This window comes from Actinokineospora inagensis DSM 44258, assembly GCF_000482865.1.
Classification (GTDB): domain Bacteria; phylum Actinomycetota; class Actinomycetes; order Mycobacteriales; family Pseudonocardiaceae; genus Actinokineospora; species Actinokineospora inagensis.
The window spans coordinates 1-16,224 of the sequence record NZ_AXWW01000076.1 but is presented as its reverse complement, the minus strand read 5'-3'; the positions used below and the strand labels follow the sequence as shown (position 1 = coordinate 16,224).

Sequence of the window (16,224 nt, the reverse complement as noted above, 5' to 3'; positions counted from 1 at the left end):
CCTGGTTCGCGCAGCCGCTGCTGCGCCGCAACCGGGCCAGGGTCTACGCCGACGTCCGGCGGAACCTGCGCTACCTGGACGCCAACCCGACCGCGCCGGACCGCGCCGAGCGGGTCGCCGAGATGGTCCGCAGCACCGAACCGCTGGTCCGGCTGCTCGGCCAGCGGCTGCTCCGGGTCGGCCAGGGCCTGGTCAGCGACGGCCGCGACAACGTGGTCATGCTGGAGGTGCTGACCCGCCGGTACTACGGCAACAAGGGCCTCGGCCGGGTCAGCACCGCCGAGGTCGCGGGCTGCACCTTCGTGGTCGCCGAGCGCGAGGGCTCGCCGCTGGTCTCCGCCGCCGTCGCGTTCGACGCCCTGGGCGACGCGCTGCGCGGGCTGGCCGAGCTGGCGCACGACCGGGAGGCGCTCGACGCCGACATCTACCTCGCGTGGGAGCGGCAGCCGGACGACTTCGACGAGATGGCCGCCGCGCTGCACGAGGTCATCAGCGCGCACCCGCTGCCCGGCCAGGTCCGCAGGCTCACCACCACGGTGGCGGGCAGCGGCGGCGCGGTCATGCACCACCACTTCACCTTCCGCCCGTCGACCACCGGGATGACCGAGGAACGGCTCATCCGCGGCCTGCACCCGTACATCGCGCAGCGGATGCAGATCGAGCGGCTGACCAAGTTCGACCTGACCCGGCTGCCGTCCTCGGACGAGGAGGTCTACCTCTTCCAGTGCGTGGCCAGGGAGAACCCGTCCGACGAGCGGCTGGTCGCGTTCGCCCAGGTGCGCAACCTGACCGAGCTGCGCGAGCACGACGGCAGGCTCATCGCGCTGCCCGCCGCCGAGGACGTGATCGTCACCTGCCTCGACTCGATCCGCCGCGCGCAGGCGCTGCGGCCGTCGAAGAAGCGGTTCAACACCAACCGGATCGTGGTCTACGTCTGGCCGCCGTCGGACATCACCCGCGAGGAGTTCGCGATGATCGCGGGCCGGGTGCTGCCGACCACCGCGGGCGCGGGACTGGAGGAGATCCAGTTCATCGCCCGGCAGCGCGACGCCGCCACCGGTGAGCTGGCCAAGGTGTCCGCCCGGATCCGGTTCGACGACACCGGCGGCACCGAGCTGATCGTCGGCGCCCCGTCGGCCGACCCGATCGAGCCGCTGGACGACTACCGGCAGAAGGTGCTGCGCGCCAGTAGCCGCGGTTCGGTCTACCCGTACGAGGTCACCGGCCTGCTCGGCGAGTTCGTCGAGCACGACTTGGACGAGAACCACGCGCTGGTCCCGGTCGACCGGCCCAAGGGGCACAACAAGGCCGCCATGGTCGCCGGTGTGGTCACCACGCCCACCGCGCGCCAGCCCGAGGGCGTCACCCGGGTCGTGCTGCTCGGCGACCCGACCAAGTCGCTCGGCGCGCTGTCCGAGCCGGAGTGCCGCCGGGTGATGGCCGCGTTGGACCTCGCCGAGCGGATGCGGGTCCCGGTCGAGTGGTACGCGCTGAGCTCCGGCGCCCGGATCTCGATGAGCTCCGGCACCGAGAACATGGACTGGGTGGCCGCCGCGCTCAAGCGGATCGTCGAGTTCACCCAGGCAGGCGGCGAGATCAACATCGTGGTCGCTGGCATCACGGTCGGCGCGCAGCCGTACTGGAACGCCGAGGCCACCATGCTCATGCACACCCGCGGCATCCTGGTGATGACCCCGGACTCGACCATGGTGCTCACCGGCAAGCAGGCGCTGGACTTCTCCGGCGGCGTCTCGGCCGAGGACAACTTCGGCATCGGCGGCTACGACCGGGTGATGGGCCCCAACGGCCAGGCCCAGTACTGGGCGCCGAACCTGGCCGGTGCCCGCGACGTGCTGATGGCCTACTACGACCACACCTACGTCGTCCCCGGCGAGAACGCCCCGCGCCGGGCGGAAACGACCGACCCGGTCGACCGGGACGTCTCGGACTTCCCGCACGCGGTGGAGGGCAGCGACTTCAGCACCGTCGGCGAGATCTTCTCCGCCTCGGCCAACCCGGACCGCAAGAAGCCGTTCGACATCCGCACCGTCATGCGCGCGCTGTCCGACCAGGACCACCCGGTGCTGGAACGCTGGGCGGGCATGGCCGACGCGGACACCGCGGCGGTGCAGGACGTCCACCTCGGCGGCATCCCGGTCTGCCTGGTCGGCATCGAGTCCCGCTCGGTCCCGCGCCGCGGCTTCCCGCCCACCGACGGCCCGGACACCTACACCGCGGGCACGCTGTTCCCGCGCTCGTCGAAGAAGGTCGCCAGGGCCATCAACTCGGCCAGCGGCAACCGGCCGCTGGTGGTGCTGGCCAACCTGTCCGGCTTCGACGGCTCACCGGAGTCGATGCGCAAGCTGCAGTTGGAGTACGGGGCGGAGATCGGCCGGGCCATCGTCAACTTCCGCGGCCCGATCGTCTTCTGCGTCATCTCCCGCTACCACGGCGGCGCGTTCGTGGTGTTCTCCAAGGCGCTCAACCCGAACATGACGGTCCTGGCCATCGAGGGCTCGTTCGCCTCGGTCCTCGGCGGCGCCCCCGCCGCCGCGGTCGTGTTCGCGGGCGACGTCACCGCCCGCACCGCCGCCGACCAGCGCGTCCGCGACCTGGAATCCCGCGTCGCCGCCGCGACGGGCGGTGACCGCGGCGCCCTGGCCGCCGAACTGGACGAGGTCCGCTTCGCCGTCCGCGCCGAGAAACTGGGCGAGGTCGCCGCCGAGTTCGACCGCGTCCACAACATCCGACGCGCCGTCGAGGTCGGCTCCGTCGACGCGGTCGTCCGCGCCGCCGAACTGAGGCCCCGCATCATCGAGACCATCGAGTCCCACCTGCGCTGACCCTTTACCCCTGGCACGTCCTCTTTGGACGTGCCAGGGGAGCGGCTGTGTGGTGTTTTACCCGGCTTTCCCGGCGCTACCATGGCATCCCCGTCACCTCGCCGGAGGGCTCCGCCATGTTCGCCAACGGCCTCGAATGGCCCCACCTGCTCATCGTCGCCCTGGTCTTCATGCTGTTCTTCGGCGCCAAACGCCTCCCCGAAGCCGCCCAGTCCCTCGGCCGCTCCCTGCGCGTCTTCAAACAGGAGTTCAGCACCAAGCCGGTCGAGCCAGGCAGCTCCGAGCCCGAGTCCTGAGTCCGTGCCATGATCGAATCATGGACTCCGCAGACCTGTTCGCCGCGTTGGCGCGGAAGGCGTTGGACCGTGAACCGCTGACCCGGGATGAGGCGTTGGCCGTCCTGCGCGCGCCCGACAGCGACGTGCTGGAGTTGGTGGCGGCGGGGTCGCGGGTGCGGCGGCGCTTCTTCGGGAACCGGGTGAAGGTCAACTACCTGGTGAACCTCAAGAGCGGCCTGTGCCCGGAGGACTGCGGGTACTGCTCGCAGCGGCTCGGGTCGACAGCGGACATCCTGCGGTACACCTGGTTGAAGCCGGAGGCGGCGGTGGCCGCGGCGGAGGCGGGGATCGCGCGGGGCGCCAAGCGGGTGTGCCTGGTGGGCAGCGGCCGAGGGCCGTCGGACGCCGACGTCGGGCGGGTCGCGGACACGATCGCCCGGCTGAAGGGGCGGCACCCGGACGTCGAGGTCTGCGCGTGCTTCGGGTTGCTCACCGGCGACCAGGCCGCCGGGATCCGCGCGGCGGGGGCGGACGCGTACAACCACAACCTCAACACCGCCGACGCCCGGTACGCCGACATCTGTTCCACCCACACCTACACCGACCGGGTCGACACGATCGAGCACGCCAAGTCCGCCGGGCTGTCCGCCTGCTCCGGGCTGATCGTCGGCATGGGGGAGTCCGACGACGAGGTCGTCGACGTCCTGTTCGCCCTCCGGGACCTGGACGTCGACTCGGTGCCGGTGAACTTCCTGATCCCGATCAAGGGAACGCCGTTGGACGAACGGTGGAGCCTGACCCCGCAACGGTGCCTGAAGGTGCTCGCGCTGGCCCGGTTGGCGCACCCGGATGTGGAGGTCCGGGTCGCGGGCGGCCGGGAGATCCACCTGCGTTCGTTGCAGCCCCTGGCCCTGCACCTGGCGAACTCGTTGTTCCTCGGCGACTACCTGACCAGCGAGGGCCAAGACGGCGACCTCGACCTCAAGATGATCGCCGACCTCGGCTTCGTCGTCGAGGGCACGGACGAGTCGACCCTGCCCCGGGAACGACCCGACCTGGTGCGCTCCCGCAAGCGCGGGGCGGGCACCGACCTGCCTGCGAACGCCTGACCAGTGCCGCATCTCGGAACGTTGACCCGGTAATCGGTCTGGTGGGCTGACCATTACCCGACCAAGGCTGCGTGGCGCAGCACTAGTTGTATGTGGCCGTGATGTTGGTGGTGTCGGTGTGGAGTCGGGTGGTTGGTGGTTTGGTTTCCGGTGGTGGTGTGGGGCTGGTGGTGGTTGTGGTGCACGGTCCAGGCCGTCAGGGTGTCGGTGCGTTGCTGTTTGCTGGTTCAGGTGCGGGTGTGGAGGTATTCCTCGCTCGGGATGTGGTTGTGGTGTTCGACGTTGTCGTTGTGGGGTGGGGTGTGGGGGGGTGATGCGGTGGTGGCGGGCGCCGGGGAGCACGGTGGGGATGTCGTGGGTGTGGTGGCGGGCGCCGTGGGCGGTGACGATGCGGTGGATGCGGGTGATGCCGTGGGCGGCGGAGAGCGCGGGTGCGCGGTGGGTGAGGCCGATCGTGGTGACCGCTTTCTGGTCGGGCGGGGCTTCGGTGTAGGCCGGGTGGGAGAACCCGTCGACGGCCGGATGCAGGTGGGTGTAGCCCTTGCGGGCACCGGCAGCCTTGGCGTGTTCGGCTTGTTTTGTCTGGTCACTGCCCCCTGTCGTGAGCGTGCCACTCGCCGCCGTCGGGGATCACGCCGACTGTCTTCACGTCCAGGTGGACCGTGTGGCCGGGCGGGCGGGCGGGGATCCGGCGCGGTACGTGGTGGTTCTCCCCGGTGGGGTCGAGGAACCGGGGGCGGTTCAATCCCAGGTGGGCCAGGTGCGGGTCGTCCGTGCGCACGGACACGGTCGTGTCCTCGGCGGCGAGTTCCGGGGCGATGCGGCGGGCCGGGTACTTGCGGTCGCGGCGCGGCCGCTCGATCCGGACGACCACCTCGGCCGGGGTGGCGGTGGGCCGCCGACGCGCAGCGCCGGGACGGTCGGCCGGTCCGGGCCTGGCCGAAGCGGCGATAGCGGTTGACCCACTTGCAGGCGCATCGGCGGGAGACACCCGTCTCGGCGGCGACATGGGCGATCGGGCGGGTGCGGCAGCGTCGGACCAGGCGGTGTGGCGGCCCTCGACCGACAGCGGGGCCGTCACGGTGGAGCACGGACAGGTCTGTCCGATCGGCGGATGTGTTGGTCGCAGTTGCATCCTGCCTCCGAAAGACCCGTCCCCTCGTCTCAGGCCCAACCAACCATCACCAACGTCATGACCCGCAACACCTAGTCGGTGCCGTGGGCGAGGATGTTGACCACGTTGCCGCCCGGGTCGCGGACGAAGAAGCGGCGGACGCCCCAGGGTTCGTTGGTGAGGGGGTGGACGATCTCGGCGCCGGTGGCCAGTGCGGCGGTGTAGGCGGCGTCGATGTCGGTCACCTCGATGGACGCGGCCGGGTTCACCGGTGCGGTCGCGTCCGCCGAGATGAGGCTGACCTGCAGTTCCGGGCGGTCGGGGTCGGCCACGGTGGTGATCCAGCCGTGGTCCATGACCGGGGTCAGGCCGACGACGGCCGTGTAGAAGGCCGCCGTGGCCTGCGGGTCGGTGGTGGTGAGGTTGGGGACGACGCGGTTGACGGGCATGTGACGCATCATCGGTGGGTGGGGGAGTGGTCGCAACCGGGTCAGGGGGTGAGGTCGGGGCCGCCCGCCGCGTGGAGTTCGGTGAGGGCGCGGTGGAACGGGAGCGGGCGGGTGCGCAGGTCGGCCAGTTGTTCCTCGGCGTCGGCGGTGCGGCCCAGGTGGAACAGGGCGGACACCATGCGCAGCCGGGAATGCGCGGCGTCGAGCGGCATGTCGGCGGCGGCGAACAACCGGGCGGACTCGCGGAAGGTGGCGCACGCCTCCGGCCACAACCGGAGTGCGGCCAGACACGATCCCAATCGGACGATGGCACCGGCGAGCGTCGGCGTGTCGCAGTCCAGGTCGAGGCGCAGGGTGTCCACCGCGTCCCGGTGCACCGGGAGGGCTTCCGAATGCCTGCCCAGGACGTCGAGCAGCCGGGCGCGCACCGACTGGGCCATGGTGAGCCGCAGGGAAGTCCCGGCCAGGTAACCGATCCCGGACTCCACCGACGCGAGCGCGATCTCCGTCCGGCACGACTGGTACTCGGCGATGCCCCGGTGCAGCAGGGACCAGCCCTTCTCGGCGCCCTCCGCGATCCGGTAGGCCTTCTGGTGCAAGCGGATCGCGCTGTCCGAGCGGTTCTCCAGGGTGCGGATCGCCCAGCCCAGGTTGTTGAGGTTCGCGGCCTCGGCGGCGGTGTCGTCGATCGCTCGGGCGGCGTCGGCGGCGAGGGTGAAGACCTCGGTCCAGCGGGCCGGGACGTGCGTGTACCGGTGCAGCGCGGTGACCGCGGCCAGCACCTCGGTGTGCAGGCCGAGGCGGATGCCGGTGTGCAGCGTCCGGGTCCACCACTCCTGCCCCGGCGGCCGCGCGAACGTCGCCGACTCGCTCGACCGCGGCGTGTCCGCGATGCGGGAGAGCAGCAACCGGGTCAGCCGGGTCTCGCTCCCCCGGACGGCCCCCGCGTCGCCCTCCGCGCGCAGCCGGACGGCGGCGAACTCGCGGACCAGGCTGGGCATCCGGTACCGGCTGTCCAGGAAACCGGCTGACACCAAGCGGTCCAGCGCCTCGGCGGCGACGGTGTCGGTCAACGCGGCGGCGATCTCCACGTCGACCACCGGCGCCAGCGTCAACCGCCGCAGCACCAACGCCGTGGTCGGGTCGAGCCGCCGGTACGCGACGACCAGGGCGGGTTCGTTCGCCAGTTGGCCCGCCGTGCCCGCCAGTGTCCACTGTGGAGCCATGGTGCCGCCGACCAGGCGCAGCGCCAGCGGCAGCCTGCCGCACAGGTTCACCACGTGCCGGGCGGCCGCGGACTCGGCGGTCACCCGGTCCTGCCCGATCATCCTGGCCAGCAGGGTGATCGCGTCGAACTCGGTGAGCGGCCCGACGGCGAACCCGGACGTGGCCCGGCGGGTGGTCACGACGACAGCGGACCCCGGGCCGTGCAGCAGCAACGGCCGGGTCTGCGCCTCGTCCTCCGCGTGGTCGAGGACGAGCAGCAGCCGCCGGTCGCGCAGTTCGCGCCTGCACAACGCGGTCAACCCCGGCAGGTCCAGCGGCCGGTTGCGGACCTGCGCGCCGAGCGCGTCCAACACGTGACCCAGCAGCACCACCGGGTCACGCCCGGCCATGTCCAACCGCACGACACCGTCCGGGAACCGGTCCCGGAGCTTCGACGCCGCGTGCACGGCCAGCGCCGTCTTGCCCGATCCGGCCGGACCGTACAGCACGGCCACCGCGCCGGGCGTCAGGTAGTCGATCAGGTCGGCCAGTTCCTGTTCCCGGCCAACCAATCCGTGCGCGCGCGGGGTCGTCGCCTTGCGCGGTGGCGCCGTGCGCGCGCTGCGGCGGAACCGGTCGAGTGGTTCACCGCCCAACGCCAGCGCGTCCGCCAAGGCGTCGATCGTGCGTTGCTGCGGCCGCAGCGCCTGGGCGCGCTCGAGGTCGCTGATCGCGCGCAGGCTCACCCCGGACCGGTCGGCGAGCTCCGCCTGGGTCAGCCCAGCGGTGGACCGGTGGTGCCGCAGCAGCTCGGCCAGCTCCGTGGACATCCGCCCCTCCTCGTGTGTCCCCCCGTGATCCCCCGCCGAGGTACCCGGCGCCTTTGGTCAGGGGCGCCGGGCAGCTCGGACCGACGGTGGCTTGGGGAGAGCCCACCGCCGGGGTGCCGACCACCGTGGACCGTGACGTCAGCGTCCCGGCGACGTCACGCCCTGCTCACGCCCGAGTGGTCGGCAGCCGAGCGGCGTCGACAAACCTGACTCGGCGTCCCCATCCGGAGACGCACCCCAGCAAACCGGCACGGTCACCCCCGGACCAGGCAGGAAGACCGGCAGAAAACAGTTTCTGCCGGGCACGACGACCCGCCACCGCCTGAAAGGTGTCGGTGCGTGATCACTTGGTCACTCCACGTGTGATCGTGACCGCGATGCGCGTCCCGTCCTGAGCAGCCCCCAAATCCAGCCTATCGCCGGCTGACGACGGTTTCGGCGGTTGACCAGGCGGTTCGCGCCTGCCTGTTGACTCCGGTGGACGTTGTGGACAGCTCACCCCCAACCCGGCAGATCTGGGCTGGGGGTGAGCTGTCCACACTGGTTCCGGTCGTCCCCAGGCGACCAGAGAAGGCCGCCGGTGGGAGAGGGGTTCGTTGGGCTGGATTCGGGGGCTGCTCAGGTTCGGTCGAGGCACCAGGGGCCGTAGCGGCGGAGGAACATCGACAGGTGTGGGCCGCATCGTGGGGGTGTTGGGGGTGCGGCTGGTCGGGGGCGTGGTCGGTTCGGTGTGGTGGGTGGTGTGAGTGGGGGCACGGGACTTCCGGTGAAGGGCGCCTAGTCGCGCAGGCCGATCGCGTCGATGGGGCGGTTGCGGAGGCTGAGGCGGGTGGGGACGGTGATGGCGAGGAGGCCGAGCAGGATCGCGGCGGCGAGGATGCCGAGGTAGACCGCGAGGGGGCCTGCCGGGACGGGGTCGCCCGCGAGGCCGATGCCGAGGAAGGCCAGGGGGAGCAGCGGGATCAGCGAGCCGACCACGACGGCTATCCCGCCGATGAGCAGGGCCTCGGTGCGTGCCATCCGGCGGACCTGCCCGCGGGTGGTGCCGATCAGGCGGAGCAGGGCGAACTCGCGGGCGCGTTGGGCGGTGGTCATGACCAGGGTGTTGGCGACCGAGATCACGATGTAGCCCAGCACGATGCCGAACGCGATCAGGTTGACCCAGAAGCGCTGGTCCTGGTCGGCCGTGTCGGCGGCGGTCATCGCGGTTCGGTCGCGGATGTCCAGGCTGGGGAACGCCTGGGTCAGGTCGCGCAGGACGGCGTCGTCGGCGGTGGGGTCCATGCGGACGAGCACCGAGCTGTCGACGGTGTCCGTGGTGTGCGCGCGGGCCAGCTCCGCGGGGAGGACGAAGTCGCCGAACGCGAGGTCGTGGGTGTAGGTGGCGACCAGGCGCAGTTTCGCGGCGACGCCGTCGCCGAAGTAGAAGTCGACGGGGTCGCCGAGGTGCTTGTCCAGCCAGCCCGCCTCGGTTTCGCTGAGGGCCACGGTGTCGCCGGTGAGGTCGGCGAGGTCGCCGGTCACCGAACCCAGGTCGATGGTGGCGTGCACCTGGTCACCGTCGACCCCCAGGGCGGCGTGCGGGGTGATCTCGACGTTGTCGTCGCCGGTGGAGCTCTCGGTGAAGACCTGGGTGTGCACGACCGACGTGGCCGCGGCGACGCCGGGGAGGCGGCGGGTCTCGGCGGCGACGCGCGGCGGCAGCGCGCCGAGGCGGCTGACCAGCACGTGGTCGGCAACGGTGCTCGCCTGCGTCTGGCGTTGCACGGCGTCCGTTGTCGTCGTCTGGCTGAAGAACTGCGCGACCGCGAACCCGACCGCCAGCATCAGCGGGGTGATCGCCGCCGCCAGTCGACGGGTGTTCGCGGTGCTGTTGGCCGCCGCCAGGTAGCCGCCGACACCGGTCCGGCGCAGTGGCCGGGCGAGCAGGCGGACGGCGGCGCCGACCACCTTCGGTCCGAGCAGGCCGACCCCGATGACGATCACCAGCGTCGCCAGCACGCTCAACCCGCTCACGAACGAACCCTTGACGTACAACGGGAGCGTCGACCCGCCGACCCCGATCGCGACGGCGACCAGCCCGACGACCGTGCGCGCCCGACCGAGGTCCCGGCGTTCCACCGCGGCCTCACCGAGTGCCTCCACCGGCGAGATCCGGGACGGCCTGCGCCCCGCCGTCCACGCGGCCAGCCGGGCGGCGCCGACCCCGAGCAGCCACGCCCCGACGACCGGCAGCGGCCCCATCGCGAGCTGGAAATCCGTTGGCAGCAAACCGATCCCGGCGAACGCGTCGCGCAGCACGCCCGCCACCAGCAACCCGCCGAGGCTGCCCAGCAAACCCGCCACGCCTGCGACCAGCAGCGTCTCCGTCCCGATCAGCTTCCGGATCTGCTTGGGTGTCGCCGCGATGGCCCGCAGCAGCGCGAACTCCCGCCGCCGCTGGGTGACCGAGAGCGCGAGCGTCCCGCTGACCACGAACACCATGACCATCAGCACGACACCGCCGAACGAACTCGCCAGCGCGACGAGTGTCGTTCGCGCCGCGCCGACATCGCTGAACTCGACCGCGCTCCGATCGCTACCGGTCGCGACTGTCATGTCCGGCAACGCGTTCTCGATCCGCTCGGCCAAGTCGCCCGCGCTCACACCGGGATTCGCGAGCACACCGACCGCGTGCACCCGTCCGGGCCTGCCGAACAGTTCCCGCGCCCGCTCCGGGCTGAAGAACACCGCCGACTGCCGCGCCAGACTGCCGGAAACCAACCCGACGACCTGGTATTCCTCGGTGCCACTTGGTGTTTCGATCCGCACGCGCTGCCCGAGCGTTGTGGTCTTGTCCAGGTTCGCGTCCAACACAACCTGGTCCGGGCCGTGTGGTTCGGTGCCGAGCTTCAGTGTGAACGCGCCCAGCGCGGTCGCGTCCCAGCCATGACCCCGGCTCGGTTTGTTCGCCGACAAGACCGCCGCCGGGAAATCCACGTCCCCGATCGCCGCCCGCACGCCGGGAATCCCGGCGACCCGGTCGACCAGCCCCGCGTCGACCGTCGGCTGTTCGCTGACCGACGTCATGCTCATCGTGTCCGGCCGCACCGAGTCGTTCGCGCCGACCACCACATCCGCCGCCGAATACCGCTCCGGCGCCACCCCGGCCCGAATCCCGGACTCGATCAGCACGCCGCACGCGCACACCAGCGCCGTCCCGCAGAGCACCGCGAGAAACGCACCCACGAACCCGCTCAGCCGGGTCCGGATCGTCTGCCACGACAGGGAAATCATCACCACTCCCCGAGGTGGGTCATCCGCTCTGCCACCGCGGCGGGGTCCGGCCGGTCCAGCGAACCGGCCAGCCGCCCGTCGGCGAGGAACAGCACGCTGTGCGCGTAGGACGCCGCCACCGGGTCGTGCGTCACCATCAGCACCGTCTGCCCCAGCGCGTCGACCAACGTCCGCAACAGTTCCAGCACCTGCGCGCCGGTCCGGCTGTCCAACGCCCCGGTCGGCTCGTCCGCCAGTACCACCTCAGGCCGTGCCGCCAACGCCCGCGCGATCGCCACCCGCTGCTGCTGCCCACCGGACAGCTCCGCGGGCCGGTGCCCCATCCGCCCGGCGATGCCGACCCGGTTGACCACGTCGCGCAGCCAGCCCTGATCGGCCCGCTTCCCGGCCAACCGCAACGGCAGCCCGATGTTCTGCGCCACCGTCAGCGACGGCAGCAGGTTGTACGCCTGGAAGATGAACCCGACCCGCTCCCGCCGCAACCGGGTGAGCGCGTTCTCGTTCATCGCCGCGAGATCGGTGTCCCCCAACAACACCCGCCCACTCGTCGGCTTGTCCAATCCCGCCGCGCAATGCAGGAAAGTGCTTTTCCCCGACCCCGACGGTCCCATCACCGCCGTGAAACTGCCCTTCCGCACCCCGACGGACACCCCGTCGAGAGCGGTGACCGCACCGTCCCCCTTGCCGTACACCTTCCGCACGGCTTCCAACGTCAACGCCCGCATCCCTGGTCCTTTCCCGCTGTCGGACCAAGTCTGTTCGACCACACCCCGCGCTTCGATCCCGCAGGCGGGCGGATCGGGGGTAGCGCCAGCGCTACCCCCGGGGTGGTGACAGTCGGACCTCCCGGTTCGCCTGCGCGAGAGCTGGGTCGCTACGTTTGGCCGCTATGACAGAAGGCCGCCGAGCTCGAATCGCCATAGCGTTGTCAGGTCTGCTGGTAGCGGGATGCGCTACGTCACTGACGACGATGCCGCGTCAACCGCTTCCGGTTGGTGGAGACACGGGCCTCACCTCGATCACTCCGGCCATTACCCAGCCAACGACTCCCCAAGTCGTGACGACCACGGGGCCATGTCGACGGCAGGGGTGCCCAGTTCGACAAGCTCCGTCCCGCAGCCTGTCCGGATGAGCACCGTCCCACCAACAATCCCGCCTGCCTGCGGGTGGCTGTGCACGGCTTGGATGTGTGTGTGAACCGGCTTGTGGCGGACACGGCCAAGTCGTGGTGGACTGGTTTGCCCGAACTCGTTCTCGGGGGTGCTGCGGCAGGCGGACTGCTGTACTTTCTCGGTTGGATCCGAACCGAGGCCACTTACCGGGAGCTGAACGTCCCGATCGGAGTCCTCGACTTCAGCCCGGTGGAGTACACGTCTCGCGGTGTGGCTGTGTTGCCCCCGGTGCTTCTCCTCGCGGCAGCCGTGATCGTGGTGCTCAGCGCACTGCACAGAGTGGTCGTGGTTCGAGCCGTCGCGCGCGAACAGCACCTCCGGATTCTCCGGATTCGCCTCGTGATCCGAACGCTGGGTTGGCTTGGTCTGGTGTTGGGTGCCCTCACCACGGCTGTCGTGGTGGCTCGCAGCGGTGAGCCCCCGGACTGGTTACCGGCGCTCATGACTGGAAGCGCGGTCGCGCTGGCTTACGTCGACCACAGCCTCTTCGTGACATCGGTCGGATCATTCCGCATCCGGGCGACCGCTATCCCCTGCATTGGCGCGCTCGGGGTCTTCTTGATGGTCATCAGCTATGCCGAACAGGTAGGCACCCAGTATGGACGCGAGTTCCTGGCCAGGGCCCAGGACCGGCCAACAGCCGCGGTTTGACGCGAAGCAACGGATGGAGATCTCCGGACCCGGTGTCGTCGTGGTCCGGCTGAGCGACGATGACAGCCTGTACCACTACCGCTACACCGGACTGGTGCTGTTGACCACGACGGCGAGCAACTACGTGTTCATTCCCCAAGGGGTGACGCCTGACTCCGCGCGGCCGGTGATCTTTGTGCCGAAGCAGGATATCCGGGTGGACCTGGGGACCTGGTAGGGGCTACTGCGTGGTCGGGCGGTGGGTGCCGAACATCTCGTCGAGGGTGACCGGGGTCAGTGAGCGGTCCTTGACGAGGGCCAGGATCTGGTCGAAGAGACCGAGCACGGTCGGGTGGTTGGCGTGGCCGAGCATGATGGTTCCCGGGGTCAGGTATTTGCGCGCCTGTTCCATCAGGAAATCCGGGGTGATCAGTTCGGAATCGGAGTACGAGCCGTTCCAGAGCACCGTGTAGAGGTAGCCGCTCTGCGCGGCGGCGGCCTCGATGCGCGGGTTGTGGAAACCGAACGGGGGGCGGTAGTACGGGCGGGTGCTGGTGCCGAAGGTGGACACCACCCATTGCTCGTTGCGGTCGAGTTCCGCCTCGATCTGGTGGTCGTTGAGCTTGCGCAGGTCGGCGTGGGTGAACGTGTGGTTCATGATCTGCACTTGGCCGCGTTCGACCAGCGGGCGGAGTTTGTCGGCGTGCGGCGCCCAGGCGTGCGCGTAGGTGCCGTTGGGGCTGAAGGTCAGGTGGGTGCCGGTGCGGTCGGCGAAGTCGACGTAACCCGCGACGCACTCGTCGCAGTAGCCGTCGTCCACCGTGAGCGCGATGTGGTGGGTACCGGCGGGGCCACGGCTGAGTTTCTGTTGTCCTTGCAGCGGCGGCGGGGGCGGTTCCGGGTCGGTGCGCCCGGTTGGCGATGGCGGCGGTGCCGAGGACGCCGGTTGGGCGACCGGGCCGTCGTGCTTGCCGGGTTCCGGGGATGAGCAGGCGGCGACGGCGAGCCCCAGGCCGAGCATCCCGAGGAACGCGCGCCGGTCGAAGCCGTGAGCAGGACAACGCACCCGACCACGGTAGAGCACCCACTACGGGCCTCGGTCGGCCGGGATCGGGTTTTGACACAATCGAGAGTTATGGAACACCGGGACAACCGAAATGGCAAAGCCACCGTAATGCCGGGTGCGGACAACTCCGGAAGCGCCGGTCACAACCGCAGGTCAACCCCATGGTGAGTCCGATGAGGACACCAAGCCTGGTTACTGGGCGGAAAGTCCGGTTCATCACCACTAATCCTGATCTGCAGGTGGAGTTAACGGACTGGAAGCCTTCTGCTCATGTTGCCGCCGGGCGCAGCACAGCTTCGGGTGGGGTACTGCGGCGTCGAGTTTTACCGGTTTGGAGGAATGAGCATGCCTGTGGTTGGAAGACGCTGGGTGGCGCTCGGTGTGTTGGGTGCAGCGGTGGCCGTGATCGCGCCGACCGCGGCGTCGGCCGGTCCGGCGGACAACCCGGACGCGCGCGCCGCGGCGAGCAGCGGTGACCGCACCCAGGACGTCCGCCGCGCGATCGAGGGCGGAAAGGCCCGCAACGTCATCATGTTCCTCGGTGACGGCATGGGCGACTCGGAGATCACCATCGCCCGCAACTACCAGCGCGGCGCCGCCGGACGGCTGGAGATGGACTCGCTCCCGCTGACCGGCGAGTACACCACCTACGCCGTCACCAAGGGCGACCCGAGCAAGCCGGACTACGTGACCGACTCGGCCGCCTCCGGCACCGGCTGGTCCACCGGTTCCAAGTCCTACAACGGCGCCATCGCCGTCGACGCCTACGGCAACCCGCTGCCGACCGTGCTGGAGCTGGCAAAGCGCAACGGCTACCGCACCGGCGACGTCACCACCGCCGAGATCCAGGACGCCACCCCGGCCGTCCTCGCCTCGCACGTGGTCAGCCGCGACTGCAAGGGCCCGGTCGAGACCACCAAGTCCTGCCCGAGCAACGCCAAGGAGAACGGCGGCGCGGGCTCCATCTCCGAGCAGGAGATCCAGGTCCACCCGGACGTCCTCCTCGGCGGCGGCGCCGCGTACTTCAACCAGACCGTGACGGCTGGTCAGTACAAGGGCAAGACCGTGCTGGACCAGGCGAAGGCCGCGGGCTACCAGGTCGCGACCGACGCGGCGGGGCTGAACGCCACCCGTGGCGACAAGCCGGTGCTGGGGCTTTTCGCGCCGAACAACATGGATCTGCAGTGGGTTGGGCCGCAGGCCGTCAACGGTGGCACCGCGCCTGCTGCTTGCCAGGCGAACCCGGCGCTGCCCGCGTCGCAGCCGAAGCTGGCTGACATGACCCGCAAGGCGATCGACCTGCTCGACCGGAATGCGCGGCGGTCGGACAAGGGGTTCTTCCTGCAGGTCGAGGGCGCGAGCATCGACAAGCAGGACCACGCCGCGAATCCGTGCGGTCAGATTGGTGAGACTGTCGGGTTTGACGACGCGATCGCGGTGGGTCTTGCGTTCGCTCGTACGCACGGGGACACGCTGGTGATTGTGACGGCTGACCACGGGCACACGAGCCAGATCATTCCGAATGGCGCGAAGTCGCCGGGGCTGACTGCGACGCTGATCACGCACGACGGGGTGCCGATGACGGTGAACTACGCGACGGCGCCTGCGGGTGGGTCGCAGGAGCACACCGGCACTGAGGTGCGGATCGCGGGGTATGGGCCGCAGGCTGCGAACGTTGTGGGGATCACGGATCAGACTGATTTGTTCCGGACGTTCAGTCGGGCGTTGGGTCTTCGCTGACGTTCGGGTATTGGGCCCTGTCATCCTTGTGGGTGGCAGGGCTCTTTGCTTTGAGGGGGCTCTGGGCCTCGGCTGCGCCTCGGGGGTCGGCCTGGTCGCCTTCGGCGACGCCGGCCGCGGGCGCCAGATGAAAGCTGGGGTGCCCGTTGTGGTGAAGTTGTTTTGTTCGGGGCCTTGGTCTCAAGTGATCGGTGCGCCACCGTGTTTGACCAGTAGTTCGTTGAGTTTCTCGACGGGTTTGTGCCAGTCGAGGGTCTGGCGGGGTCGGCCGTTGAGTTCGCGGGCGACGGCGTCGAGGTGTGCTTGGGAGTGGACCGAGAGGTCTGTTCCTTTGGGGAAGTACTGACGCAGGAGCCTGTTGGTGTTCTCGTTCGTCCCGCGCTGCCAGGGTGAGTGCGGGTCACAGAAGTACACGGGCATCCCGGTCGCCATGGTGAACGTGGCGTGGTCGGCCATCTCACTGCCCTGATCCCAGGTGATCGATTTCCGAAGAAACTCCGGGAGGGACTTC

12 protein-coding genes and 1 pseudogene are annotated in these 16,224 nt (G+C 70.1%); 6 read left to right on the top strand and 7 right to left on the bottom strand.

The window, feature by feature from the left end; genetic code table 11:
* From H504_RS0123985 to bioB, 3 genes are all read left to right on the top strand, one after another.
* Positions 1–2,843, top strand: a 2,843-nt coding sequence (locus tag H504_RS0123985; RefSeq protein WP_035305774.1) for a carboxyl transferase domain-containing protein, incomplete at its 5' end; no start/stop codon positions are given.
* A gap of 116 nt (positions 2,844–2,959) precedes the next feature.
* Entirely contained in the window at positions 2,960–3,139 is a 180-nt protein-coding gene (locus H504_RS36700; protein WP_035305759.1) for a twin-arginine translocase TatA/TatE family subunit, read from the top strand.
* Between the two features lie 20 nt (positions 3,140–3,159).
* Positions 3,160–4,230, top strand: coding sequence for a biotin synthase BioB (gene bioB / locus H504_RS0123975; protein WP_035305756.1), 1,071 nt, complete (start codon positions 3,160–3,162; stop codon positions 4,228–4,230).
* 82 nt (positions 4,231–4,312) lie between these two features.
* Here bioB and H504_RS36695 read toward each other — a convergent pair.
* From H504_RS36695 to H504_RS0123945, 5 genes and pseudogenes are all read right to left on the bottom strand, one after another.
* Positions 4,313–5,365 (bottom strand): annotated as a pseudogene (locus H504_RS36695) (helix-turn-helix domain-containing protein).
* A 71-nt stretch (positions 5,366–5,436) separates the two neighbouring features.
* Positions 5,437–5,793, bottom strand: coding sequence for a VOC family protein (locus H504_RS0123960; RefSeq protein WP_026424849.1), 357 nt, complete (start codon positions 5,791–5,793; stop codon positions 5,437–5,439).
* A gap of 41 nt (positions 5,794–5,834) precedes the next feature.
* Positions 5,835–7,829, bottom strand: coding sequence for an XRE family transcriptional regulator (locus H504_RS0123955; RefSeq protein ID WP_026424848.1), 1,995 nt, complete (start codon positions 7,827–7,829; stop codon positions 5,835–5,837).
* A 777-nt stretch (positions 7,830–8,606) separates the two neighbouring features.
* Complete coding sequence (locus H504_RS0123950; protein ID WP_026424847.1) at positions 8,607–11,105, bottom strand: ABC transporter permease; 2,499 nt, start codon at positions 11,103–11,105, stop codon at positions 8,607–8,609.
* The gene (locus tag H504_RS0123945) at positions 11,105–11,830 is read right to left on the bottom strand and encodes an ABC transporter ATP-binding protein (protein WP_035305753.1); all 726 of its coding nucleotides are present in this window, start codon (positions 11,828–11,830) and stop codon (positions 11,105–11,107) included. The genes H504_RS0123950 and H504_RS0123945 overlap by 1 nt, the downstream gene beginning before the upstream one ends.
* 468 nt (positions 11,831–12,298) lie before the next feature.
* Here H504_RS0123945 and H504_RS0123940 point away from each other — a divergent pair, with 468 nt between their 5' ends.
* Together H504_RS0123940 and H504_RS0123935 are read left to right on the top strand one after the other, a co-directional pair.
* Positions 12,299–12,928: a hypothetical protein gene (locus tag H504_RS0123940; RefSeq protein WP_026424845.1), complete on the top strand. Its 630-nt coding sequence runs from the start codon at positions 12,299–12,301 to the stop codon at positions 12,926–12,928.
* A gap of 13 nt (positions 12,929–12,941) precedes the next feature.
* The gene (locus H504_RS0123935) at positions 12,942–13,145 is read left to right on the top strand and encodes a hypothetical protein (protein WP_026424844.1); all 204 of its coding nucleotides are present in this window, start codon (positions 12,942–12,944) and stop codon (positions 13,143–13,145) included.
* A gap of 3 nt (positions 13,146–13,148) precedes the next feature.
* Here H504_RS0123935 and H504_RS0123930 read toward each other — a convergent pair whose 3' ends face one another.
* Entirely contained in the window at positions 13,149–13,973 is an 825-nt protein-coding gene (locus H504_RS0123930) for a polysaccharide deacetylase family protein (protein ID WP_245614437.1), read from the bottom strand.
* A gap of 345 nt (positions 13,974–14,318) precedes the next feature.
* Between H504_RS0123930 and phoA the strand changes: the two genes are divergently transcribed.
* Positions 14,319–15,713, top strand: a complete 1,395-nt coding sequence (gene phoA, locus H504_RS0123925; protein ID WP_425394074.1) for an alkaline phosphatase — start codon at positions 14,319–14,321, stop codon at positions 15,711–15,713.
* Between the two features lie 180 nt (positions 15,714–15,893).
* Here the strand turns inward: phoA and H504_RS0123920 are convergent.
* On the bottom strand, positions 15,894–16,224 hold a 331-nt coding region (locus H504_RS0123920; protein ID WP_026424841.1), incomplete at its 5' end, for an IS30 family transposase.